This is a genomic window from Ruminococcus flavefaciens ND2009 (assembly GCF_000621785.1).
Taxonomy (GTDB): Bacteria; Bacillota; Clostridia; order Oscillospirales; family Ruminococcaceae; genus Ruminococcus; species Ruminococcus flavefaciens_C.
In genome coordinates, this window is the sequence record NZ_KK211347.1 from 43,675 (window position 1) to 65,356 (window position 21,682).

The 21,682-nt window shown below is 50.5% G+C and carries 18 protein-coding genes; 13 read left to right on the forward strand and 5 right to left on the reverse strand.

Translation table 11 applies throughout. The annotated features are described in order from the left end of the window. Positions 1 to 59 precede the first annotated feature (59 nt). Both T488_RS18830 and T488_RS0110585 read left to right on the forward strand, forming a co-directional pair. Complete coding sequence (locus T488_RS18830; protein ID WP_028520771.1) at positions 60 to 782, forward strand: dockerin type I domain-containing protein; 723 nt, start codon at positions 60 to 62, stop codon at positions 780 to 782. A 213-nt stretch (positions 783 to 995) separates the two neighbouring features. Further along, the gene (locus T488_RS0110585) at positions 996 to 2,510 is read left to right on the forward strand and encodes a zinc-ribbon domain-containing protein (protein WP_028520772.1); all 1,515 of its coding nucleotides are present in this window, start codon (positions 996 to 998) and stop codon (positions 2,508 to 2,510) included. A 51-nt stretch (positions 2,511 to 2,561) separates the two neighbouring features. Here T488_RS0110585 and T488_RS0110590 read toward each other — a convergent pair whose 3' ends face one another. Beyond that, positions 2,562 to 3,473, reverse strand: coding sequence for a patatin-like phospholipase family protein (locus T488_RS0110590; RefSeq protein WP_028520773.1), 912 nt, complete (start codon positions 3,471 to 3,473; stop codon positions 2,562 to 2,564). A gap of 333 nt (positions 3,474 to 3,806) precedes the next feature. On the opposite strand from T488_RS0110590, the gene T488_RS0110595 reads away from it, so the two are divergent. The 7 genes from T488_RS0110595 to T488_RS0110625 all read left to right on the forward strand — a co-directional run bounded on the left by T488_RS0110595 (position 3,807) and on the right by T488_RS0110625 (position 11,486). Continuing rightward, a complete protein-coding gene (locus tag T488_RS0110595; protein WP_028520774.1) occupies positions 3,807 to 4,469 on the forward strand; it encodes a response regulator transcription factor in 663 nt (220 codons plus the stop codon). After that, on the forward strand, positions 4,466 to 5,482 hold the full coding sequence (locus tag T488_RS0110600) for a sensor histidine kinase (RefSeq protein WP_028520775.1): 1,017 nt from the start codon (positions 4,466 to 4,468) through the stop codon (positions 5,480 to 5,482). The genes T488_RS0110595 and T488_RS0110600 overlap by 4 nt, the downstream gene beginning before the upstream one ends. Before the next feature lie 170 nt (positions 5,483 to 5,652). Beyond that, entirely contained in the window at positions 5,653 to 5,874 is a 222-nt protein-coding gene (locus tag T488_RS0110605) for a hypothetical protein (protein ID WP_028520776.1), read from the forward strand. A 12-nt stretch (positions 5,875 to 5,886) separates the two neighbouring features. Next, positions 5,887 to 6,651 (forward strand): ABC transporter ATP-binding protein, encoded by a 765-nt coding sequence (locus T488_RS0110610; protein WP_028520777.1) that lies wholly within the window; start codon positions 5,887 to 5,889, stop codon positions 6,649 to 6,651. Beyond that, a complete protein-coding gene (locus T488_RS0110615; RefSeq protein ID WP_028520778.1) occupies positions 6,641 to 8,695 on the forward strand; it encodes an FtsX-like permease family protein in 2,055 nt (684 codons plus the stop codon). The genes T488_RS0110610 and T488_RS0110615 overlap by 11 nt, the downstream gene beginning before the upstream one ends. Before the next feature lie 326 nt (positions 8,696 to 9,021). Continuing rightward, the gene (locus T488_RS0110620; RefSeq protein WP_028520779.1) at positions 9,022 to 9,930 is read left to right on the forward strand and encodes an amino acid ABC transporter substrate-binding protein; all 909 of its coding nucleotides are present in this window, start codon (positions 9,022 to 9,024) and stop codon (positions 9,928 to 9,930) included. A gap of 137 nt (positions 9,931 to 10,067) precedes the next feature. Continuing rightward, positions 10,068 to 11,486 carry an alanine/glycine:cation symporter family protein gene (locus tag T488_RS0110625; RefSeq protein ID WP_028520780.1) on the forward strand — a complete coding sequence of 473 codons (1,419 nt, stop codon included), beginning with the start codon at positions 10,068 to 10,070 and terminating at the stop codon, positions 11,484 to 11,486. A 301-nt stretch (positions 11,487 to 11,787) separates the two neighbouring features. On the opposite strand, the gene T488_RS0110630 is transcribed toward T488_RS0110625, so the two are convergent. The 4 genes from T488_RS0110630 to T488_RS0110645 form a co-directional block, all read right to left on the reverse strand. Then, the gene (locus T488_RS0110630) at positions 11,788 to 13,476 is read right to left on the reverse strand and encodes a SulP family inorganic anion transporter (RefSeq protein WP_028520781.1); all 1,689 of its coding nucleotides are present in this window, start codon (positions 13,474 to 13,476) and stop codon (positions 11,788 to 11,790) included. Between the two features lie 224 nt (positions 13,477 to 13,700). Then, entirely contained in the window at positions 13,701 to 14,936 is a 1,236-nt protein-coding gene (locus T488_RS0110635) for a hypothetical protein (protein WP_028520782.1), read from the reverse strand. 122 nt (positions 14,937 to 15,058) lie between these two features. Further along, positions 15,059 to 16,219 (reverse strand): sporulation protein YqfD, encoded by a 1,161-nt coding sequence (locus T488_RS0110640; RefSeq protein ID WP_155267200.1) that lies wholly within the window; start codon positions 16,217 to 16,219, stop codon positions 15,059 to 15,061. Further along, positions 16,167 to 16,478: a YabP/YqfC family sporulation protein gene (locus T488_RS0110645; RefSeq protein ID WP_028520784.1), complete on the reverse strand. Its 312-nt coding sequence runs from the start codon at positions 16,476 to 16,478 to the stop codon at positions 16,167 to 16,169. Before T488_RS0110645 ends, T488_RS0110640 begins: the two co-directional genes overlap by 53 nt. A gap of 58 nt (positions 16,479 to 16,536) precedes the next feature. On the opposite strand from T488_RS0110645, the gene T488_RS0110650 reads away from it, so the two are divergent. The 4 genes from T488_RS0110650 to T488_RS0110665 all read left to right on the forward strand — a co-directional run bounded on the left by T488_RS0110650 (position 16,537) and on the right by T488_RS0110665 (position 21,512). Next, positions 16,537 to 17,646, forward strand: coding sequence for a hypothetical protein (locus tag T488_RS0110650; RefSeq protein ID WP_028520785.1), 1,110 nt, complete (start codon positions 16,537 to 16,539; stop codon positions 17,644 to 17,646). Positions 17,647 to 17,794: 148 nt separating this feature from the next. After that, the gene (locus T488_RS0110655; protein WP_028520786.1) at positions 17,795 to 18,067 is read left to right on the forward strand and encodes a co-chaperone GroES; all 273 of its coding nucleotides are present in this window, start codon (positions 17,795 to 17,797) and stop codon (positions 18,065 to 18,067) included. Between the two features lie 139 nt (positions 18,068 to 18,206). After that, entirely contained in the window at positions 18,207 to 19,829 is a 1,623-nt protein-coding gene (gene groL / locus T488_RS0110660) for a chaperonin GroEL (protein ID WP_028520787.1), read from the forward strand. A gap of 75 nt (positions 19,830 to 19,904) precedes the next feature. Next, the gene (locus T488_RS0110665; protein WP_028520788.1) at positions 19,905 to 21,512 is read left to right on the forward strand and encodes an ABC-F family ATP-binding cassette domain-containing protein; all 1,608 of its coding nucleotides are present in this window, start codon (positions 19,905 to 19,907) and stop codon (positions 21,510 to 21,512) included. The last annotated feature ends 170 nt before the right edge of the window (positions 21,513 to 21,682 follow it).

Here is a 21,682-nt window from a genome sequence, read left to right on the forward strand (position 1 = left end):
TTTATTATATAATGAAGTTACATAAAAATTCTATGGACGTTTAAGGAGGCATAGTCATTATGAACATAAAGAGAATATTAACAGGGGTTTTGGCGGGTGCTTTCCTGACAACCATGACCGCTTTCACGGCAGCTGCTGCTTCAGAGACAGACGGTGCTAAGCTGGGCGACCCTACAGGCGACGGAAAGATAAACGCAGTAGACGCCTCGAACATACTCAGTCTGTATGCAGATGTATCTGTGGGAGAAGCAGAGTTCACAGAGGCGATAATGAGTATCTGTGATGTCAACAAGGACGGCAGCATAAATGCCATGGACGCTTCACTGGTGCTGTCATATTATGCAGCTGTGGAGACCGACGAGACTGACCAGGAGCTTGAGGATTTCATCTCCTCACTTATCACAGATGTTACTGATTATTTCAGCATTGATCCCGATATGTGGGATGAAGAATCGTTAGAATGGCCTGTTTATCCATGGGGATTGAAAATTGATCCCGAAACCGGCGAGCTGAGCGGGGAACTTGAAAATTGGGATCCCTGGGATCCTGAAAATCCCTGGAACCCCTTTAATCCCTTGATTGATCCTGATTCCGAACTCACAGAAGAGGATTTTGAAGCAATGTATCCCTGGGATCCATGGAATACGTGGGATTCCTTTAACGATCCTGATTCTGTGCTCCCGGAAGATGGGATAAATCCCTGGGAGCCCTGGGGAGTTGACTGGAATATCTATGATACCGTAGATGAGCAGGCGGAAGCCATTGTTCAGGGAGAGGAATAAGCCTCTGCACAGTACAAGCTTACAAACCAAATAAAATCACACAAAAAGCCCGCTTATGCGGGCTTTTTCGCGGCTTCATGACAGCAGCTGCGCTAAATCGGAAAATAACACCGATATGTAATCTAATGTCATAATTTTTTTACTTGACATATTTTACCGTATGAATTATAATTATTACAGCATAAGCCCCAATACTACTACAGGAGGGATTTCATGAAATGCTATAAATGCGGAAGCGAACTGCCCGATGACGCACAGTTCTGCACCGAGTGCGGCGCTTCGCTGAAAGATGAGGAAGCTCACAGCGTTCATATCGACGACGAGCCCACCTCTATACTGCCCCATCTTGAAGAAGTCATCGCCGATAACGAGGAGGCTCTCAGCCTTACGCAGGAGCAGGCTCAGCTTCTTGAGGACGAGCCCACCGAGATACTCAGTACCGCTGATACGGTGGTGATACCCGAGGCTGAACCAATACCGCCTGCGGAGAATGTCTTTGACAAGCCCGCAAGCTTCCCAAAGCAGGAGAAGGCTCCCGAGCCGCCTGTGAACGGTGCTCCCGATGATCTCAACGACAACAGCGACACCATGAAGATACCCATACAGAACGAGCCCTACAGCTCCTATAATGTACACGCCAATCAGCTTGCGGGAAAGGAAAACAGACCTCAGAACGGCAGCTTTCCTCCTCCGCCTGTGTATTCCGCACAGCAGCAGGCTCCCGTACAGCCCGCTCCCATGCCCCAGTCCCAGCCTATGCCTCAGTCAGCACCTGCACCTATGCCTGCACAGACCGAGTCTAAGCCAAAGGCTAAGGCAAAGGTAGGCGGCGGACGGGTATTCGGCGCTTCACTGGTGACTATCTTTACTATAATATTCCTGCTGCTCCTCAGCTTCCTCACCGCGGTAAAGGTGGGAGCAAACGGCAGTATCATCAGACGCAGAGCCGAGAAGCTGGACGCCGATACGACTCTCACAGCTCAGTTCGACGGCAAGGAGATGTCAAAGACTCTCTATGATTCTCTGGGCTTCAGAACAGCAACAAAGGGAGCTGCCGATGAAGCAGGCTTCAAGAGATTTATGCTGGCTGCCGATTTCCGTGAGTATGCAGGCGAAGTCGCAGAGGGCTATCTTGACTACATAATTGACGGCGAGGACGGCGACCCGTCAATAACTGCTGAGGACTTCGTTAACGACTTTATCAGAGGCAACAAGGACGCTGCCGTAAAGGAGTTCGACTATGAGCTCACAGAGGAGAACTACGACCTCCTCCAGAAAAACCTGGAAAAGGACAAGTTCTCTGACACCATGAGCGTAAAGGAGTGGAGCAGAAAGCTGCATTTTGACGTAAACAAGGTAAGCTACGCTACTTCCTTCATCACCATAGGTATCCTCGGAGCACTCTTCCTGCTGTTCCTTATCTGGATAGCAGCTATCGTAAGAAGACGGGCAAGATTTGTCACAGGCTTCTACGGAACTATATTCACCCTTGTGGGACTCATCGTGTTCCTGACGGGACTTATCGTTATCGTTGGCTCGGCTATCGGCTTTACCTTCACACACAATGTGTGCTTCTACCTGACAGAGAGCCTGCTGCTGCCCTTCTCGGTAATGCTTATCGCAATAGGCGCAGCGGAGCTTATCATCGGCTTCTGCTTCAGAAAGACCAAGAAGGGTCTCAAGAAGAAGGAGAGAAAAGCCGCCGCAGCATTAGCGTCTGCACAGTAAAAAGAAAACCGCAGTTTTTAAACTGCGGTTTTTTGTTGTGGTACGCTTTTTTTACCTGCTGAGGTATTCTCTCAGGGCGGTGAGATTTGCTTTAGCATCCTTATAGCCCATGTGGTAGAGGTGACCCAGCTTTTCCATATCGCCCTCAAGGCGGCTTATATCAATAGCCTCCGAAGGAGTTATGAGGAATATCCTTCCCTCATCAGCCAGCTTCTCCAGCTCGTCGCACTGTCTGTTGTAGTCGGCGTTGCTGTTGATGAGAGCCTTTGCAAACTCGGGGTAATTGCGGTAGACGATATTCTCCGCCCGGAGCTGCCTTGTGCTGACGGGCTTTCTGAACTCCGCGTATCTTGTCTTTATGACGATTATCTTGTCGAAGCCCTTGTCTATGGCGAACTGATAGGGTATCTTGCAGCTGCATCCGCCGTCCAGATAGGGAGTTCCGTTAATGATGACGGGCTTTGAGACAAAGGGCATGGAAGCCGAGGCACGGACTGCGCGGAGAGGCGGTATTCCCGAATTTTTCTCAAGGAACTCGGTCCTGCCTGTTTTCAGATTTGTGACAACTATGTAGAACTGCCTTGACCTGTCCATGAAGCGCTTCTTGTCAAGGGGCGGAACTCTGTCCATATCGCCGAAGACGAAATCAAAACCTATAATGCCCTTGTTGCGGCGGATAGCCTTTGCGCCCACATAGCGGCTGTCATGGCGGTAGCGGAGGTTTATCCTGCCCGAGCGTCCTATCTGTCCCGTGACGTAGTTGACGCCGTTGAGAGCGCCTGCGGAGACGCCCACGGTGCAGCGCATATTTATATCCTCCTCCATGAGAGCGTCAAGGACACCCGAGGTGTAAACGCCGCGGAAGGCGCCGCCCTCCAGTACCATGCAGCCCTCTGTGATGTTATCTGAGGCGAGCCCCGATGGGAGAGCCCCTATTCCCGAATATACCTGTATCTTTTTCATGATAGTTTCCTCGTTCCAAGTGTGATGATAATAATAATGACCCTTAGTCATTATATATTATATAACAAAGCGGCAGAAAAAGTCAAGCATTTGCGGTTTGTAGTTAGCGGCGAGCCGCCGCCCCCTGTTTCGCGGCAGAGTTCTTATGCAGGGCAGCTTTTTTTCCGCGTATCTTGCCTTTTTGAAGCAATTATGCTATAAGTGGCGAGCCCCCGCCGGCTGTTTCGCGGCAGAGCTCTTGTGCAAGGCAGCTTTTTCTCCGCGTGCCTTGCCTTTTTGAAGCAATTATGCTATAATTATGGGAGTTTCAGAATAATACTCACGAGGTGCAATATGAGCAAGATATATATAGTAGAGGACGACAGATCCATAAGGGAGGAGCTTGCGGAGCTCCTGCGGAATTCGGGCTATGAGGCGGAGTGCCTTACGGACTTTGCCAACTCCCGCGCGGAGGTCCTTGCTGCAAAGGCTGACCTTATTCTTATGGACATAAACATACCGGATCTTAACGGCGAACAGCTGCTGAAGGAGATACGAAAAGAGACCGATACTCCCGTCATCATGGTCACCAGCAGGACCTCCGAGACCGACGAGGTGCTGTCCATGAGCTACGGCGCCGATGACTACATCACCAAGCCCTACAACCCCACCATACTCCTTCTGAGGATCTCCGCCGTGCTGAAGCGCTCTGCCGCTGCCGCCTCTGTGCAGACCTACAACGGCTTGCAGGTCAACGACGCCAAGGGAAGCCTCTCCGACGGCAGCCGCGAAATGACACTTACCAAGAACGAGATGATAATCTTCCGCTTCATGCTGGACAGAAAGGGCTCCATCGTCACCCGCGACGAGCTGATGACGGCTCTCTGGGACAATGACGAATTCGTAAACGACAACGCTCTCACCGTCAACATAAGCCGACTCCGCTCAAAGCTGGCGGAGCTGGGCTGTGAGGACGCCATCGAGACCAGAAAGAAGCAGGGGTACATACTTAGATGAAGCTTTGGGACTATATTAAAGACAGGATGTGGTTCTTCCTCATTGCCGCAGTCTCACTGGGACTTATGCTGCTTTTTCTCACCGCCTTCAGGGTCAGCGGTCAGCTTACCGCGACGCTTTGCGTTATCTTCGGGCTGTTCCTCATAGCCGAGGAGACAGCGGGATTTCTGCGGAAGAAGCGCTTTTACGACGATATGCAGGGCAAGCTGGACGGTCTTGACAAGAAATACCTTATCCACGAAATGCTGAAAAAGCCCTCCTTTCTGGACGGACAGATAATGTTCGACGCACTCTGTGAGGCAAACAAGTCCATGTGCGAGAACGTGGCGGACTACAAGCGCACTGCCGATGATTTCCGCGAGTTCATAGAGATGTGGGTACACGAGATAAAGCTGCCCGTGGCGAGCCTTCAGCTCATGGCACATAATCACAGCGGAGAGCTGGGTGAGAAGTTCCAGGAGCAGCTCCGACGAATTGACGGCTATACAGATCAGGTGCTCTACTATGCCCGTTCCGAGAATGCGGAGAAGGACTACATTATAAAAGAGACTCCCCTAAGGCGCACCGTGGCGAATGTGGCGCTGAAAAACCGCGAATCCGCACAGCTCTGCGGAGCTTCAATCGAGACCGAGGGGCTTGACTTGTCGGTAATGACCGACGGCAAGTGGCTGGAGTTCATGTTGGGACAGCTCATGGCAAACAGCCTCAAATACACCGTTGAGGGCAGGGAGCCTGTCATACGTATATCCGCCGAGGAGCTCCCCGACAGAGTGCTCCTTCGCTTCCGCGACAACGGCACAGGCATACCCGAGGCAGACCTGCCGAGGATATTCGACAAGAGCTTCACAGGCGAGAACGGACGCTCCTACGCCAAATCCACGGGTATGGGACTATATATCGTCAGGAGCCTCTGTGAAAGGCTGGGGCACAGCATAACCGCCTCATCGGTAAAGGGCGAGTACACCGAGTTCACCATAGCCTTTGCAAAAAATCAGTTCTACAAGATGATATGATCATATAGCGGACGCCCGATGGGCGTCCCTACTAATTACTGACGCAACCTTACAAAATTGTAATGTTGCGTAATATTGAACGCGCGACCTGAAATGTTTGCGGGTGTATAATAAGATCATGGAAAGGGAAAAAGAGTTCCCGAAGATAAATACCGAAAGGAAATGATCTTATGAAAAATCTTGCTTCAAAAATCATCAGAGTTCTTTTTATTGTCAGCAGTGTCTGCATAGTGCCCCTCAGCGGCGTTGAGTTATATGAGATATTCAGACCCAAGACCGCAGGCGCCCCCCGCAATGATGTGGTAGACGCCATCTTCTGGAGCACATTGGCAGTTTATTACCTGTGCGCATGGTACATGGGAAGAAAAAAGAGAACAATTAATGCAGAATAAGGAGATACAGAAATGGCATTACTTAAATTACAGAACGTCGAGAAATATTACGGAAACAAGTCAAGTCTCACCAAGGCTGTCGATGACATATCCTTCACCGTTGACAAGGGAGAGTTCACGGCTATAATGGGAGCTTCGGGAAGCGGCAAGACCACACTGCTGAACTGTATCTCAACTATCGACCGCGTTACCGCAGGTCACATCTTTCTTGAGGACACCGACATCACAAAGCTCAAAGGCAAGGCGCTGAACAGGTTCCGCCGCGAGAAGCTGGGCTTCATCTTCCAGGACTTCAACCTTATGGACACACTGACAGCTTACGAGAACATCGCCCTTGCGCTCTCCATTCAGAAGCGCTCCGCAAAGGACATCGACAAGCTGGTAAAGAGCGTTGCTGAGCAGCTGGGAATCACAGAGGTGCTGAATAAATACCCCTATCAGATGTCGGGCGGTCAGAAGCAGAGAGTTGCTTCCGCAAGAGCTATCGTTACAAACCCCAAGCTTGTCCTCGCAGATGAGCCTACGGGAGCTCTCGACTCAAAGTCGGCAAAGATGCTCCTTGAGCGCTTCGGCTACCTCAACCATGAGCACGATGCAACTATCATCATGGTAACTCATGACTCCTTCACGGCAAGCTACGCTTCCCGCGTGCTTTTCATCAAGGACGGAAAGGTGTTCAACGAGATAAACCGCGGAGGCGACAGCCGCAAGCAGTTCTTTGACAAGATAATCGACGTTGTTACTCTGCTCGGAGGTGACGTAAGCGATGCTCTTTAAGATCTCATTTAGCAATATCCGCAAGAGCCTGAAGGACTACGCCGTGTATTTCTTCACCCTCGTTGTTGGAGTTGCGGTTTTCTATGTATTCAACGCCATCGAGACTCAGACCGCTTTCCTCAATGTCTCCGAGGATCACAGGGAGTTCATCAAGTTCCTGGTGCAGGCAATATCCGCAGTAAGCGTCTTCGTAGCCGTTGTACTGGGACTCCTCATAGTCTACGCCAGCCGTTTCCTGATGAAGCGGAGGAACAAGGAGTTCGCCCTGTATATGATGCTGGGCATGAGCAAATGGAAGATCTCCGCCCTTCTCCTCTGTGAGACAGTCATGATCGGTATAGGCTCACTTTTTGTGGGACTCCTCATCGGCGTGGGACTTTCACAGGTCATGAGCGCAGTAGTTGCAAACCTCTTTGAAGCCGATATGACAAGCTTTAAGTTTACCATTTCGGGCTCAGCTATCGCAAAGACCATAATCTACTTCGGCATCATGTACGCGGTAGTCATCATCAGAAGCGGTATCGTCATCGGAAAGTGCAGGCTCATCACTCTTATGCAGTCGGGCAGACGCTCCGAGAAGATAACCATGAAGAATCCCTGGCTCTGCGTGATCGTGTTCCTTATCTCAGCTGCGGTTCTGGGCTATGCCTACTACATGGTGGGCTGGAACCAGATGGATCTCGGTCCCAAGAAGATACTTGCAGCCATCATTATGGGTGCAGTCTCCACCTTCTTCATTTTCTGGTCCGTGGCAGGAATGCTCCTGAGAGTCATCATGTCCGTAAAGGGACTGTATCACCGCGGACTCAACAGCTTTACCTTCCGCCAGATAAGCAGCAAGGTCAACACCACAGTTGCTTCCATGACAGTTATCTGTCTCATGCTTTTCGTTACTATCTGCACACTTTCCTCTGCTTTCGTTATCAGAAACAACATGAACGAGCAGGTTGAGGAGTTCTTTCCCGTGGATTTCTACGGCGAAATGGAAAAACAGGATAATGACGATCAGCCTATGTATACAGATATAGAAAAGAATTACAGCGATCAGGGGCTCAGCATTGAAGATGATCTCGGTGAATACCACAATTTCCATATCTATACCGATCCCGGATTCACTGTGCTGGGATATATCGGGGATAAAACTGATAAACTGACAGATGAATATGGATCCATCGGTCAGATGGATGACTACCGCCTTGAAATGATCAGGCTCAGTGATTATAATGCACTTATGAAGCTCTACGGCGGTAAGGCACTGGAGCTGAACGACGATGAGTATGCTATATGTGCCACATTTTCGGGATTTGTTTCGATATACGAGATGCTTCTTGAGGATAATCCTGTGATAAACGTTTTTGGCAATGAGCTGGTTCCTCATTCTCAGAAAACTATTTACAGCTATGTACGCCCGTCAATGCAGCCCATAAACGGAGGAGTATTCATCGTTCCCGACGGTGCTGTTGAAGAGAGCGGTGCAGGCGTGAATATAGTTGTCGGCAATTATTCTGCCAATGACAAGAAGGAGCTTGCCGAAGCAGAAAAGACCGCAAGGGAAAATTGGGAAAAAGCACAGAAAAATATAGTTGGTGACAGTCAATCATCAGGTACGAGAATCTATATGGATACAAAGATTGAGGCAGCCAACAGTGCTGTCGACCTTGGCGCACTTGTTACATTTCTCGGACTTTACATCGGCTTTGTATTCCTTGTTTCCTGCGGAGCTATCCTCGCACTGAAGGAGCTCTCGGAGAGCTCGGACAGCGCTTCCAGATACACAATGCTGAGAAAGCTGGGCGTAGAGGAAAATGAGATAACCAGATCCGTATTCGCACAGTCGGCAATATTCTTCACGCTGCCTCTGCTGCTTGCCTGCCTCCATTCCTACTTCGGTATGAGACTGGCAAAGTTCATGCTTTCAATGCTGGTAAGCGGCGGAATATTCAAGTCCATGCTCTTTACCGCAGGAGTTGTGGTACTAATTTACGGCGGATACTTCCTGCTGACCTTCATCGGAAGCAGGGCAATTGTAAGAGAACAGAAGTAAGATAAGATATATATTCCTTTGTAATACAGCAATGCCCCTGAGCGCTTCAAAACGCCCGGGGGCATTCTGATTTGAGTTGAGAGTTTAAAGTTGAAAGTTGTGTAGTCGCCTGCGGCGACGATATTTGAATATTGTGAGCGAAGCGAACACATTAACTCTCAACTTTCAACTCTAAACTTAGCGCATACGCGCCAAATTACGCCGACTTAACTTAGATTATTTAGATGAAGTTACGAAATCTGCCGCCGCGGACTTTACACCGCCGCGTAAATGTGCTATGATATAGTCAGCATCTATGTAACAATACGAAAGTGAGGAACACACCAATGAAAAAGAATATTTTCACAAGCATTCTGGCAGGTATTGCTGCCGTATCAATGATGGGCGCATTTACAGGCTGCTCAGACCCCAACAAGGCATCAGAGCCAAAGAAGTCCGAGACAGAGACCACAACTGCTGCACAGGAGGCTGATACAACAGCTGCTGCTGATACTGAAAGCGCCGACGCTGCTGCCGAGGATCAGTCCCTCCAGAAGGTACTGGACGACAAGAAGCTGGTACTTGGTCTGGACGCAAGCTTCCCTCCCATGGGCTTTACAGATGAGAGCAACGAGATAGTCGGCTTTGACATCGACGTTGCACAGGAGGTCTGTGACAGAATGGGCGTTGAGCTTGTAAAGACTCCCATCAACTGGGATACCAAGGAAGAGGACCTGAACGTTGGCAAGATCGACTGTATCTGGAACGGTATGTCCATCAACCCTGCAAGAGCAGAGGCTATGAACCTCTCAGAACCCTACATGAAGAACGAGATGATCTTCGTTGTTCCTGCTGACAGCGAGATCAAGTCCATGGACGACCTGGCAGGCAAGACCATCGGCGTACAGACAGGCTCCACCGCACAGGAGATACTTGAGGCAGCCGATCTCTACGCAGACATTACAGAGTCACCTCTTGAGGACAACGTAACTGCACTCAACCAGATGGAGCTTGGCTTCTCTGACGCAGTATTCCTTGATTCAGTAGTTGCAAACTACCTCATCACCTCACACGACAAGGACTACGTTATCCTTGACGGAAACCTTGAGGCTGAGGAGTACGCTATCGGCTTCAGAAAGAACGATCAGGCGCTCCGCGACGAGGTTCAGAAGCAGCTCAGCGAGATGAAGGCTGACGGCAAGCTTGGAGAGATCTCCGAGAAGTGGTTCGGCAGCGACATCACAACAGTAAAGTAAGAATCGAAACGCCCCGCAGCTGCGGGGCGTTTTTCATCGGCTTTGAACGGAAATTTTCTCCGCGCCCCTTGCTTTTTCAGAACATATATGATATAATTTTAAAGATTGAGAAAAAATTAACAACCAAGGAGCTGCGTATGGATAAATTCAATGACATCATTAGTGAAATAGACAGCTATGTCTGGGGCATACCGCTTATAGTGCTGATAATCGCCTGCGGAATACTGCTCACGGTCAGGCTGGGCTTCCTCCAGGTCAGAAAGCTGGGCAAGGCACTGAAGTACATGGTGAAGAACGAGGAATCGGGCAGCGGCGAGGTCTCAAGCTTCTCCGCGCTGTGTACCGCCCTTTCCGCTACCGTCGGCACGGGCAATATCGTGGGTGTTGCTACGGCAGTTGCCGCAGGAGGAGCAGGAGCTCTTTTCTGGATGGAGGTGGCAGCCTTCTTCGGCATGGCTACCAAATACGCTGAGGGACTTCTTGCCGTAAAGTACCGCGTCAAGGACGAAAACGGCGATATACTGGGCGGTCCCTTCTACTTCATAGAGAACGGTCTGGGCAAGGGCTGGAAATGGCTGGGCAAGGCATTTGCAGTATTCGGTCTGTGTGCGGGACTCATGGGTATCGGCACCATTACCCAGATAAACGGTATCACATCAGCTGCCAATAACTTCTTTGACCCCAAGTCCGCGCATACCGTGACCATATTCGGCATGGAGCAGACCTGGACCACCATCATAGCAGGCGCGATCATAACCCTGCTGGTGGCGCTCATCGTTATCGGCGGCATCAAGCGTATCGCCAGGATCTCCGAGATAATCGTTCCTGCGATGATAGTTGCCTACGTTTCATGCTGTCTTATCATCATTTTCTGCCACGTTTCCGAGATACCCACAGCGATCGCTGAGATAGTCAAGGGCGCCTTTGGACTTCGTCCCATAGCAGGCGGAGCAGTTGGCTCGGTGATAATGCTCTCCATGAGGAACGGCGTTGCAAGGGGAATATTCTCCAACGAGGCAGGTCTGGGCTCAGCGCCTATAGCTGCGGCAGCTGCAAAGACCAACGAGCCTGCACGTCAGGGACTTGTCACCATGACAGGCACATTCATCGACACTATCCTTGTCTGTACAATGACCGGACTTTCCATAGTAATGGCGGGCAGCCACGAAAAGGGGCTTGAGGGTGTTGCAATTACCACAGACGCCTTCAATTACGGACTCCCTTTCCCTGAGAGGGTGTCCTCCTTCATACTCATGGCTTGTCTTGCGGTATTCGCCTTTACCACCATTCTCGGCTGGAACTACTATTCCGAGCGCTGCCTTTCATATCTGACAGGCTCAAAGAAAAAGGTGACCATCGCATACAGATGGCTGTACATACTGGCAGTATTCATCGGTCCCTATCTGACGGTAGAGGCTGTATGGAACTTAGCAGACATCTTTAACGGACTCATGGCGCTGCCAAATGTCATAGCACTCATATGCCTTTCGGGAGTCGTAGCTGCCGAGACAAAGGACTATCTTACCCGTCTGAAGGCAGGCAAGGCAGAGGATTAAAACATAAAGGTCAGCATGGGAGCATTCCCGAAGCTGACCTTTTTTATTTGAAATAAAAAAATCCCGACACCGAAGAACACTGAAACTCCGGTATCGGACAATGAGGATGATTTATTTAAGCCTTTGCAGGCTTCAGGAGAGCATCGCTCCCTCGAGAACAGAACACTGAGGACCATTCTCTGACTCTATTATATCATACAAATTCTACAATATCAACTCATTTTTTGCAGATTAAGTGGAAAATGTGAAGAATACAAAAACAGCGGTTCAAAAACCGCTGTTTTCTTTGATATATCCGGTTTTATGCTCTCTTTGCAGCTATTTCCTTTTCGATAGCCTCAGCTCTGAGGAGGGCAGTGTCGATATGGTCACAGAAGTTCTCCTTGCCTATCTTGTCCACGAAGCCTGCCTTTGTCATTGCCTTCATGGGCTGCTCGTTGACGTGGGAGAATACCACCTTGACATTGTTTCTGTCGCAGCGCTTTACGATGCGCATGAGGGCTTCAACTCCCGTAGCGTCGATAGCGGGAACGTTTCTCATTCTTATGCAGAGCACATCGATGTTCTTGTCGCTGAGGACGTATTTGTACTTATCCGACGCAGCGAAGAACATAGGACCGTTTATCTCGAATACACGGGTATTCTGGGGTATCTTCTTGAGGAGGATATTGTCGGGGTCGGTGTCCTCGTCGTCCACGTCCACCCAGGCGTGAGCCTCGGTAACATCAGCCATACGCTTCATGAAGAGGAGTGCAGCCATTACCATTCCCACACCGATAGCTACTACCAGGTCGAATACAACAGTCAGCACCAGTGTTACGAAGAGAACGGCAATATCGCTCTTGGGAGCGGTCTTTACTGTGTTTCTGATGTTTCTCCAGCCGCTCATATTATAGGCTACCACAAAGAGTATAGCCGCAATGGTAGGCATGGGGATATAGCCAGCGTACTTCATCAGCGCCACCAGTGTAGCCAGTACGACTACGGAGTGTACCATGCCTGCAACAGGTGTACGGCCGCCGTTCTTAACGTTAGCGGCAGTACGGGCGATAGCTCCCGTAGCAGGGATACCGCCGAAGAATGCGGAGCCGATGTTTGCAGCGCCCTGTGCCACAAGCTCCATATTTGAGCGGTGCTTTGAGCCTATCATACCGTCGGCAACAACGCAGGAGAGCAGAGACTCAACGGCTGCCAGCACGGCGATAGTGAAGGCGTTGGGGAGAAGTGCCCTTACCCTTGCAAAGGTAACATCGGGAACTGTGGGGTGTGGGAGAGAATTTGATATATCGTAGAGAGAATCAATGGTGTTTACCTCAAGTCCGCTGAACTTTACCAGCAGTGAGCCGACAATTACAGCGATAAGTGAGGCAGGTATCTTCTCCAGCTTTTTCGGCCAGAAAATAAGAATTGCCAGTGACACGAGACCCACAACCAGCGCCTGCCAGTTGATGGTGCCGATGCAGTTTACTATCTCCTTGACCTTGTCGATGGTCTCGATGGGCTTGTTTTTGAAGGTAAGCCCCAGGAAGTCCTTTATCTGTCCCAGGAGGATAGTCACGGCGATACCGAAGGTAAATCCTGTGGTTATAGTGCCGGGGATATACTTGATGAGAGTTCCGAAGCGGCACAGACCCATGATGATGAGTATGATACCAGCCATAATAGCGGAGATAGCCAGACCGTCCATGCCCTCTGCGGCGACTATGCCTGCAACAGTTGTGGCGAAGGCAGCCGTAGGACCTGCTATCTGCACACGGCTTCCGCCCAGGAATGAAACAATGAAGCCTGCGATTATAGCGGTGTACAGACCCTGCTCGGGACCTACTCCCGACGCAAGTGCCAGCGCGATCGATAGGGGCAGTGCGATGATAGCCACGATGATACCTGCAATGATGTCCTTGATGAACTGCTCTTTGGTGTAGGTCTTCATTACCGAGAAAAGCTTTGGTTTCAGCTTTTCCTCAGTTGGTTTTAATGCTTTTTCAGCCATTTCACTAACCTCTTTTTCTCATGATTTCTCTTGTAAATAAACGCAACGTTTACTATTATACTACTAAAAATAGCGGTTTTCAAGAGGTTTTCGGCGCGGAGGAAAATTTTGTCGGATTATATATAATCCTGCGGACTGTTGAGAAATCATTCAGCAATATTCGCACCTTTGAGGGGGTTAGGTTGCAAAAAAGCAGGGACGTCAGGTGACGTCCCTGCTAAGCGCTATGCACTGACAAGCTGTTCCTCTTCCTCGGGGATAGCCTGAAGGTATGTGCCGAAGAACCAGAGCAGCATTGCGAACAAGGCGGGCTCTGTCTTTGCGCGCAGTGCCATGGTGTAGGTGGTGTTGCCGAAGATACCGTTGAAGCTTCTGTTGAAAAGTCCTATTTCAAAGAGACCTGCGATGTTGAGGATAAGTGAAGCTCCGATGAGCAGCAGCATGGCATTGCGGAGAAGCTTTCTGTTGCACTTTGTGTTGAACTCTCCCTTTGCGGTGTTGAGCAGAAGTTTTACGAACTGCCATACCGCCGTGCCTGTTATGGCGAACACAGGCAGGTCGCGGAGATAGCGGAACAGCACCACATTTCTGTATGCCCGGGGGGAGACTGCGTCCTCAAAGGGCAGCCTGCACATATACCTTAAAGGATCCTCCATGATACTAAAGGGCAGCCACACGCTGTATTCATCGCCTTTCACAACGCGGATAAGCTCATAGGTGCGGACACCCAGTCTCCACAGGATAAAGCCTGCGGCTGCGGCAGTTATAACTGCCGACAGGGCTTTCAGCGTCTTGGAAATACTGGAGGAGTCCTTCTTTTCGCGGACCCTTTCGTACATTATCAGCACAAAGGCTCCGCATATCATCAGGAACGGCAGTGCGAGAACATCGTATATCTGGAAATAATGCCGCCGCTCAGTGAAAACGCCGATCATGCCGTCAAAAGCCGAGGTTTTACTGAGAAAATTGACTTTGAAATAGATGTACAGGTTCCCGACAGCGTACAATATGCCGCCGAAAAGGAAATAACGCCACGCTCTTCCGCAGAAAATGCGTTTTTTGTCGCCGCTGCGCAGAGCCAGTATCAGACAGCCGATAAGCACAATGGAAGGCGCCATGCCCAGATAGCTCAGTGCCTTCTGTGCCGCAGTCTGCTCCGCAGGGGTGTTTATCCTGTCCAGATAGGCAGAATAATCTGCGTCGGAGGCAAAGGCGTTGTCACGGTCGAACTCCACGAAGAAGGTGCCGCAGTACTGGTGGAAAAGGAAAGGGGAGTCCTCGGTGGCTGATTTTGGAATATCGTAGCCCCTTATCTTTTCAAACGTGAACACAATGGTACCCCAGAATAACAGAAAGACAGTGGCGGCGATCACGCATTTGAGGATAAAATATATCAGGTGAAGCCTTTTATGTATCTTTTCGGGGATAACATCGGTGGGCTTGGGCTCTCTTTTTTTCATAACGAGACCTCCTTTGCGATGTGAATATTGTATATATCAAATATACTCATTAATCATATTTTACACCCTGTTATCCCTGTTGTCAATATACTGCATATATAGTTCATAAAAAGTTTACATGGCTATTTTACGAATAGCTCTCTCTCCTCTGAGATTATCCCCTCCAGCTCGTATGTGACCGCAAGGGTCATGGTATCGTCATTGCGGGAGGTCTTTATGTCACGGCTGAGTATCTCCGTGTCCTCTGAGAGGAAGTTCTTCTCATATAGGAAAACACGCTCCATAAGCTTTTCACGGAGCTCTTCTTCGGTATACTCCCTGACCGTGGGAGCGGTCTCGCTGACGGTGCGGAGCTCCGTGCTGATGGGGAGCTCCCTTCCGAATAGCACCAGCGGTTTTTCCGTGACCTCGCTTGTGGAGCTCTCATAGTCAGACCTGCCGAAAAACAGGGGTATTTTAAGTCCGAACAGCTTCAGATAACGCTCCTGAGAGGTCTCTCCCGTGGGGGCAGGCTCCTCTGAACTGAAGGCTCCCGAGAAGCTGACGGTCTCGGTGTACTTCCCCCGTACCTCGCCCATGGCGTGATAGACCGAGATGTGACCGTTATATGCCTCCCAGATGGCGCTGACCAGGAGAGTGCCCTTGGGGACATAGTCTCCCACAACGCGGAGCAGCTGACCGCTTCGTATGCAGACATCGGTTATCTCGGCATCGCGGCTTGAGAAGATATTGGCGGGTATCCTGGTGCGGAGAACCGGGGGCTTGGGCTCGGCTTCCCTTATCTGTATCTCTATTCTGTTGCCCTTCTGCCGTATACCTGCCCAGGCGATACCATCCACAAGGAAGGGAAGCTCCTTCTCGCAGGAGCGCAGGTCTGTGCAGGGGAGAAAGGCACCCTCACGGACGTCCAGCTCTTCAAGGGCGGCGAGTATGACCTCGTCGCTGACGGCAGAGTTGCCCTGTATATCGATGACCGCAACGGACTGAGAAGACCAGAACAGTGCTGCTGCTGCTCCGACGGCTCCGATGAAAAGCCCGAAGCGCTTGCGGTAGAGGAAGATTTTTGCACCGAAGCTTTCGTATTCCGCAGCTTTCAGCTCCGCGCCGCAGTCCTCGGCAATAGCAGTGACCGCTTTCAGGTCCCGGCGGAAAATGTCTCCGCAGAACATCTCCCCCTTGCAGAACTGCCGCCGACAGCCGATACCGCTGTCATGGAGCATATTGATGAATTTATAAAGTTTCTTCCCTCTGACGTTTATCCTCATTCTTCTCCTCAGCTTCACGTCGGTTCCTCCTTTCTGTAAGACTTATCTGTTCAATGCAGCCGCGGATGACCAGTCCGCCTGTGCTGAAATCGTAGGCTCTCAGGTCATTTCCCCTTATATCCACGGTGAGACCGCCCGCGACTATCCTCATGTACACCTGGTCGTATTCCTCTATTCTTCGGCAGTTGTCGATGATGAGCTCCTTGTTTTCCGAAATGTGTATACCTGTGCTCAGGTACAGCTTCTCGCGGGCAAGCTCTGACAGCCATTCAAACATAAGCGTCACTCCTGTATATTTTTTCACTTCCAATAATATGATTTATGGGGTGATGATTATGAAGAAACGGGCGGCAAAAGCGGTGGGACTTATGGCAGCGGCGGTATTTTTCCTGCTCTGTCTTACTGAAAATGAGTGCACTTACGCGGCGGTCAGAGACAGCGTGAGGCGGTGCCTTGATACCGTCATACCATCGCTGTTTGCCATGATGACTGCCTCAGCCCTGATCATCAGCAGCGGACTTACCTCGGCTGTGCCGAGGTGGGCAGGTCGGCTTGGCAGAGCCATTTTCGGCATGGAGGGGCGGGAGCTGCCCATATTCATCTTCGGCATGGTTGCAGGCTACCCGGTGGGAGTGAAAATGCTGTGCAGCGAGTACCTTTCGGGACACATTACAAAGCGTCGGGCAGAGCTGCTGTCGGGACTGTGCTTCGGAGCAGGTCCCGCATTCATATTCGGCTGCATATCGGGACAGCTTTACGGCTCCCGTCGGGCAGGACTGCTGATACTGGCATCAACGATGTCCGCAAATGCGGTGCTTGCGCTTCTTATGGCACCTGTATTGCGCAGGACAGCTCCCGCTGCGGAGGTTCCGCGACGCTTTCGTGTATCTCCGCAAATGCTCACTGACTGCGTTATTGGCAGCGGCAGGGCTATGGCAGAGATATGCGTAATGATAGTGTTCTTTTCTGTGGTCAATTCACTTTTCATCGGGGCGGCCGGGGCAGCAGTGGTGGAGCTTCCGCGGAAGCTCCACTACCTCGGCGGTATGACCGCCGAGGCGCCGATCGCCGCGTTTTTAGATGTGACCAATGTGGCAGGATTTCCCCGCGGCGATTGGCTGCTGCTGCCCCTGATAACCGGACTTACCTCATTTGGAGGCGTCTGTGTACTGTTGCAGCTTGCTGCGGTGACCCGCGGAAAGCTGTCGCTGGTGCCATTTATAATAATGAGAGGAGCAGCGACGGTGCTGAGCTATATCATCTGCCGCGGACTGCTGCCCCTGTTCATGGAAGGGGAGACCACGGCGGTGAGCAGCATCAGGACAGAGGGAACACGCTCGGAAAGTCCCGTCCCCTCGGTTATGCTGATGATAATGGTGGTAGTGCTTATGCTGGAAGTCAGCGGCAAAAAAGAGACTTACGGCACAGAAATTTGCACCAAATAGCTTTAGATTTGTACACAGTGCCAAAAATTGTGAAAGCTTGCTGAAAAGGCTTGATTTATTGTAAAAAGGTGGTAAAATATAATTAGCACTCAGAGAGAAGGAGTGCTAAACACAAATGTGCATATTAATTTATCAGGAGGTATATATCATGACTATCAAACCTTTACAGGACAGAGTTGTAGTAAAAATGGTCGAGGCTGAGGAGACTACCAAGAGCGGTATCATTCTTTCAGGATCGGCAAAGGAAAAGCCTGAGGTAGCTGAGGTCGTTGAAGTAGGCCCCGGAACTTCTGACATAAAAATGGAGGTAAAGAAGGGCGACAAGGTGCTCATCTCCAAGTATTCGGGAACGAATGTAAAGCTTGAGGGAGAGGAATACATCATCGTAAAGATGGAAGACATCCTCGCAACAGTAAAATAATGCATAATTATGAATGCATAATTCATAATGGCAGTATCGGCTGAAGCCGATGATCAGAATATGGCTGCTGATAAGCAGACGCAATTAATTATGCATTATGAATTATGAATTATGAATTGAAGTAAAGGAGTAATTTATCATGGCTAAGGATATAAAGTACGGCGAAGACGCAAGAAAGTCACTTCAGGCAGGTATCGACAAGCTTGCTGATACAGTTAGGATAACAATGGGACCCAAGGGCAGGAACGTTGTTCTTGACAAGAAGTTCGGCGCTCCCCTCATCACAAACGACGGTGTTACTATCGCCAAGGACATCGAGCTTGAGGACGCTTTCGAGAACATGGGCGCTCAGCTGGTCAAGGAAGTTGCTACAAAGACCAACGATGCAGCAGGTGACGGTACAACAACTGCTACACTTCTCGCACAGACCATCGTCCGCGAGGGTATGAAGAACATCGCAGCAGGCGCTAACCCCATGGTACTCAAGAAGGGTATCGCAAAGGCTGTTGACGCTGCTGTAAAGGCTATCGTTGACAACTCAAAGGCTGTTCAGGGCAGCGAGGACATCGCAAGAGTAGGTACAGTTTCATCAGCTGATGAGAACGTGGGCAAGCTCATTGCAGAGGCTATGGAGAAGGTAACTGCTGACGGCGTTATCACTATCGAGGAGAGCAAGACTGCCGAGACCTACAGCGAGGTAGTAGAGGGTATGCAGTTCGACAGAGGCTACATCTCGCCCTACATGGTTACAGATACAGACAAGATGGAAGCTGTTTACGATGACGCTTACGTTCTTATCACAGATAAGAAGATCTCATCTATCCAGGAGATCCTTCCCCTTCTCGAGCAGATCGTGAAGATGGGCAAGAAGCTGGTCATCATTGCTGAGGACGTTGAGGGCGAGGCTCTTACAACTATCATTCTCAACAACCTCCGCGGCACATTCAAGGTTGCAGCAGTAAAGGCTCCCGGCTTCGGCGACAGACGCAAGGAGATGCTCAAGGATATCGCAGTTCTTACAGGCGGCGAGGTAATTTCTTCTGAGCTGGGTCTTGAGCTTTCTGAGACCACTATCGACCAGCTCGGTCAGGCTAAGCAGGTTGTTATCCAGAAGGAGAACACCATCATCGTTGACGGCGCAGGCGACAAGAAGGCTATCCAGTCAAGAGTACACCAGATCCGTGCAGCTATCGAGACCACAACATCTGACTTCGACCGCGAGAAGCTCCAGGAGAGACTTGCAAAGCTTGCAGGCGGTGTTGCAGTTATCAAGGTCGGCGCAGCTACTGAGATCGAGATGAAGGAGAAGAAGCTCCGTATCGAGGACGCTCTTGCAGCTACAAAGGCAGCTGTTGAAGAGGGTATCGTAGCAGGCGGCGGTACAGCATTCGTAAACGCTATGCCCGCAGTAAACAAGCTCATCCCCACACTTGAGGGCGATGAAAAGACAGGCGCAAAGATAATCCTCAAGGCACTTGAGGCTCCTGTTCGTCAGATTGCTGAGAACGCAGGTCTTGAGGGCAGCGTTATCGTTGACAAGATCGTTCGTTCACGCAAGGTAGGCTACGGCTTCGACGCATACAACGAGGTATACACAGATATGATCCCCGCAGGTATAGTTGATCCTACAAAGGTAACAAGAAGCGCACTCCAGAACGCAGCTTCCGTTGCATCTATGGTACTCACCACAGAGAGCCTTGTAGCAGACATCAAGGAGGATGCTCCCGCAGCACCCGCAATGCCCGCAGGCGGTATGTATTAATCAAAGATAAAGCACTAAAGCCCTCTCCGAGCGGGAGGGCTTTATTTCTGTCTTATCAGAACTTACGGAGGTACTATGATAACAGTCAGCAATGTCAGCGTCCAGTTCGGCGGCTCGACGCTTTTCAAAAACGTAAACCTTAAATTCACCAACGGCAACTGCTACGGTGTCATCGGCGCAAACGGCGCAGGAAAGTCCACATTTCTCCGCGTACTCTGCGGAGACCTTGAGCCTGCCTCCGGCGAGGTAGTAATGCCCAAGGAGGAGCGTCTCAGCGTCCTCAAGCAGGACCACTTCGCTTATGACGAGTACACTGTCCTGGATACCGTGATCATGGGCAACGCCCGCCTTTACCAGATAATGCAGGAGAAGGACGCCCTTTATGCCAAGGAGGATTTCTCCGAGGAGGACGGCGTCAAGGCTTCCGAGCTGGAGGGTGAATTTGCCGAGCTCAACGGCTGGGAGGCAGAGTCCGACGCCTCAAAGCTCATACAGGGACTGGGACTTTCCGAGGATATACTCTATTCCCAGATGTCCACACTTTCGGGTAACGAGAAGGTAAAGGTGCTGCTGGCACAGGCACTTTTCGGCAACCCCGATATAATCCTTCTTGACGAGCCTACCAACCACCTTGACATAGACGCAGTACGCTGGCTGGAGGAGTTCCTCTCGGAGTACTTCGGTACAGTCATCGTTGTATCCCATGACCGTCACTTCCTCAACAACGTCTGCACCCACATCGTTGATATAGACTACAACAAGATCAAGATGTATGTGGGCAACTATGAGTTCTGGTACGAGTCCAGCCAGCTCATTCAGCGCATGATAAAGCAGCAGAACAAGAAGAACGAGGAGAAGATAAAGGAGCTGAAGGACTTCATCGCAAGGTTCTCGGCAAATAAATCCAAGTCCAATCAGGCAACATCACGCCGTAAGCTCATCGAGAAGCTGACCGTTGAGGAGCTTCCTGCATCAAGCAGAAGATACCCGTTCATCGGCTTCGACATGGACAGAGACCTGGGCAAGGATATTCTCCAGGTGGAGGGACTCACCAAGACCGTTGACGGAGTAAAGCTCCTCGACAACGTAAGCTTCACCCTGGGCAGGAATGACAAGGTAGCCTTTGTGGGCGAGAGCGAGCAGGCTATCACCATGCTGTTCAAGATACTTATGGAGGAGGAGCAGCCAGACTCGGGAAGCTTCAAATGGGGCGTTTCCGTGACTACATCGTATATGCCTGTTGACAATTCCGACTATTTCAACGGCTGCGAGCTGTCCATACTTGACTGGATAAGACAGTATTCCGTAAAGGACGAGACCGAGACCTATCTCCGCGGATTCCTGGGACGTATGCTGTTCTCGGGGGACGACGTGTACAAGCCTGTAAACGTGCTTTCGGGAGGCGAAAAGGTGAGATGTATGTTCTCGCGCATGATGCTTTTCGGCTCAAACGTTCTGGTGCTTGACCGTCCTACAAACCACCTTGACCTTGAGAGCATTACCGCAGTCAACAACAGCCTTATCAACTTCAAGGGCGTAGTTCTGCTGGCTTCTCACGACCACGAGATAATGCAGACCACTGCCAACCGCATAATCGAGATACTTCCCACAGGCTGCCTTGACAGACAGGGAACCTATGAGGAGTTCATCGACTTCAAGAAGTCCCTTGAGAATAAGCAGTAATTTGTAGGGGACGGCGCAGCTAACAGCTGCACGTACCCTCTGTCAGCTTGGCTGACATCTCCCTACACCGTAGGGAGTCACTCGACGTCCCACGCTCCGATGAAACCGCGCAATGTATGCGTTTATATAAGACAAAACGTAAAGCCCGTGAGCTGCCATAGACAGCCGCG

Excerpts from the sequence above, each read along its gene's own strand:
- T488_RS0110650 (WP_028520785.1), top strand. The coding sequence starts at position 16,537 with ATGAAGAAACGGGCGGCAAAAGCGGTGGGACTTATGGCAGCGGCGGTA.
- T488_RS0110615 (WP_028520778.1), top strand. The coding sequence starts at position 6,641 with ATGCTCTTTAAGATCTCATTTAGCAATATCCGCAAGAGCCTGAAGGAC.
- groL (WP_028520787.1), top strand. The coding sequence starts at position 18,207 with ATGGCTAAGGATATAAAGTACGGCGAAGACGCAAGAAAGTCACTTCAG.
- T488_RS0110605 (WP_028520776.1), top strand. The coding sequence starts at position 5,653 with ATGAAAAATCTTGCTTCAAAAATCATCAGAGTTCTTTTTATTGTCAGC.
- T488_RS0110665 (WP_028520788.1), top strand. The coding sequence starts at position 19,905 with ATGATAACAGTCAGCAATGTCAGCGTCCAGTTCGGCGGCTCGACGCTT.
- T488_RS0110645 (WP_028520784.1), bottom strand. The coding sequence starts at position 16,478 with ATGTTTGAATGGCTGTCAGAGCTTGCCCGCGAGAAGCTGTACCTGAGC.
- T488_RS0110595 (WP_028520774.1), top strand. The coding sequence starts at position 3,807 with ATGAGCAAGATATATATAGTAGAGGACGACAGATCCATAAGGGAGGAG.
- T488_RS0110600 (WP_028520775.1), top strand. The coding sequence starts at position 4,466 with ATGAAGCTTTGGGACTATATTAAAGACAGGATGTGGTTCTTCCTCATT.
- T488_RS18830 (WP_028520771.1), top strand. The coding sequence starts at position 60 with ATGAACATAAAGAGAATATTAACAGGGGTTTTGGCGGGTGCTTTCCTG.
- T488_RS0110590 (WP_028520773.1), bottom strand. The coding sequence starts at position 3,473 with ATGAAAAAGATACAGGTATATTCGGGAATAGGGGCTCTCCCATCGGGG.
- T488_RS0110655 (WP_028520786.1), top strand. The coding sequence starts at position 17,795 with ATGACTATCAAACCTTTACAGGACAGAGTTGTAGTAAAAATGGTCGAG.
- T488_RS0110585 (WP_028520772.1), top strand. The coding sequence starts at position 996 with ATGAAATGCTATAAATGCGGAAGCGAACTGCCCGATGACGCACAGTTC.
- T488_RS0110620 (WP_028520779.1), top strand. The coding sequence starts at position 9,022 with ATGAAAAAGAATATTTTCACAAGCATTCTGGCAGGTATTGCTGCCGTA.
- T488_RS0110635 (WP_028520782.1), bottom strand. The coding sequence starts at position 14,936 with ATGAAAAAAAGAGAGCCCAAGCCCACCGATGTTATCCCCGAAAAGATA.
- T488_RS0110610 (WP_028520777.1), top strand. The coding sequence starts at position 5,887 with ATGGCATTACTTAAATTACAGAACGTCGAGAAATATTACGGAAACAAG.
- T488_RS0110625 (WP_028520780.1), top strand. The coding sequence starts at position 10,068 with ATGGATAAATTCAATGACATCATTAGTGAAATAGACAGCTATGTCTGG.
- T488_RS0110630 (WP_028520781.1), bottom strand. The coding sequence starts at position 13,476 with ATGGCTGAAAAAGCATTAAAACCAACTGAGGAAAAGCTGAAACCAAAG.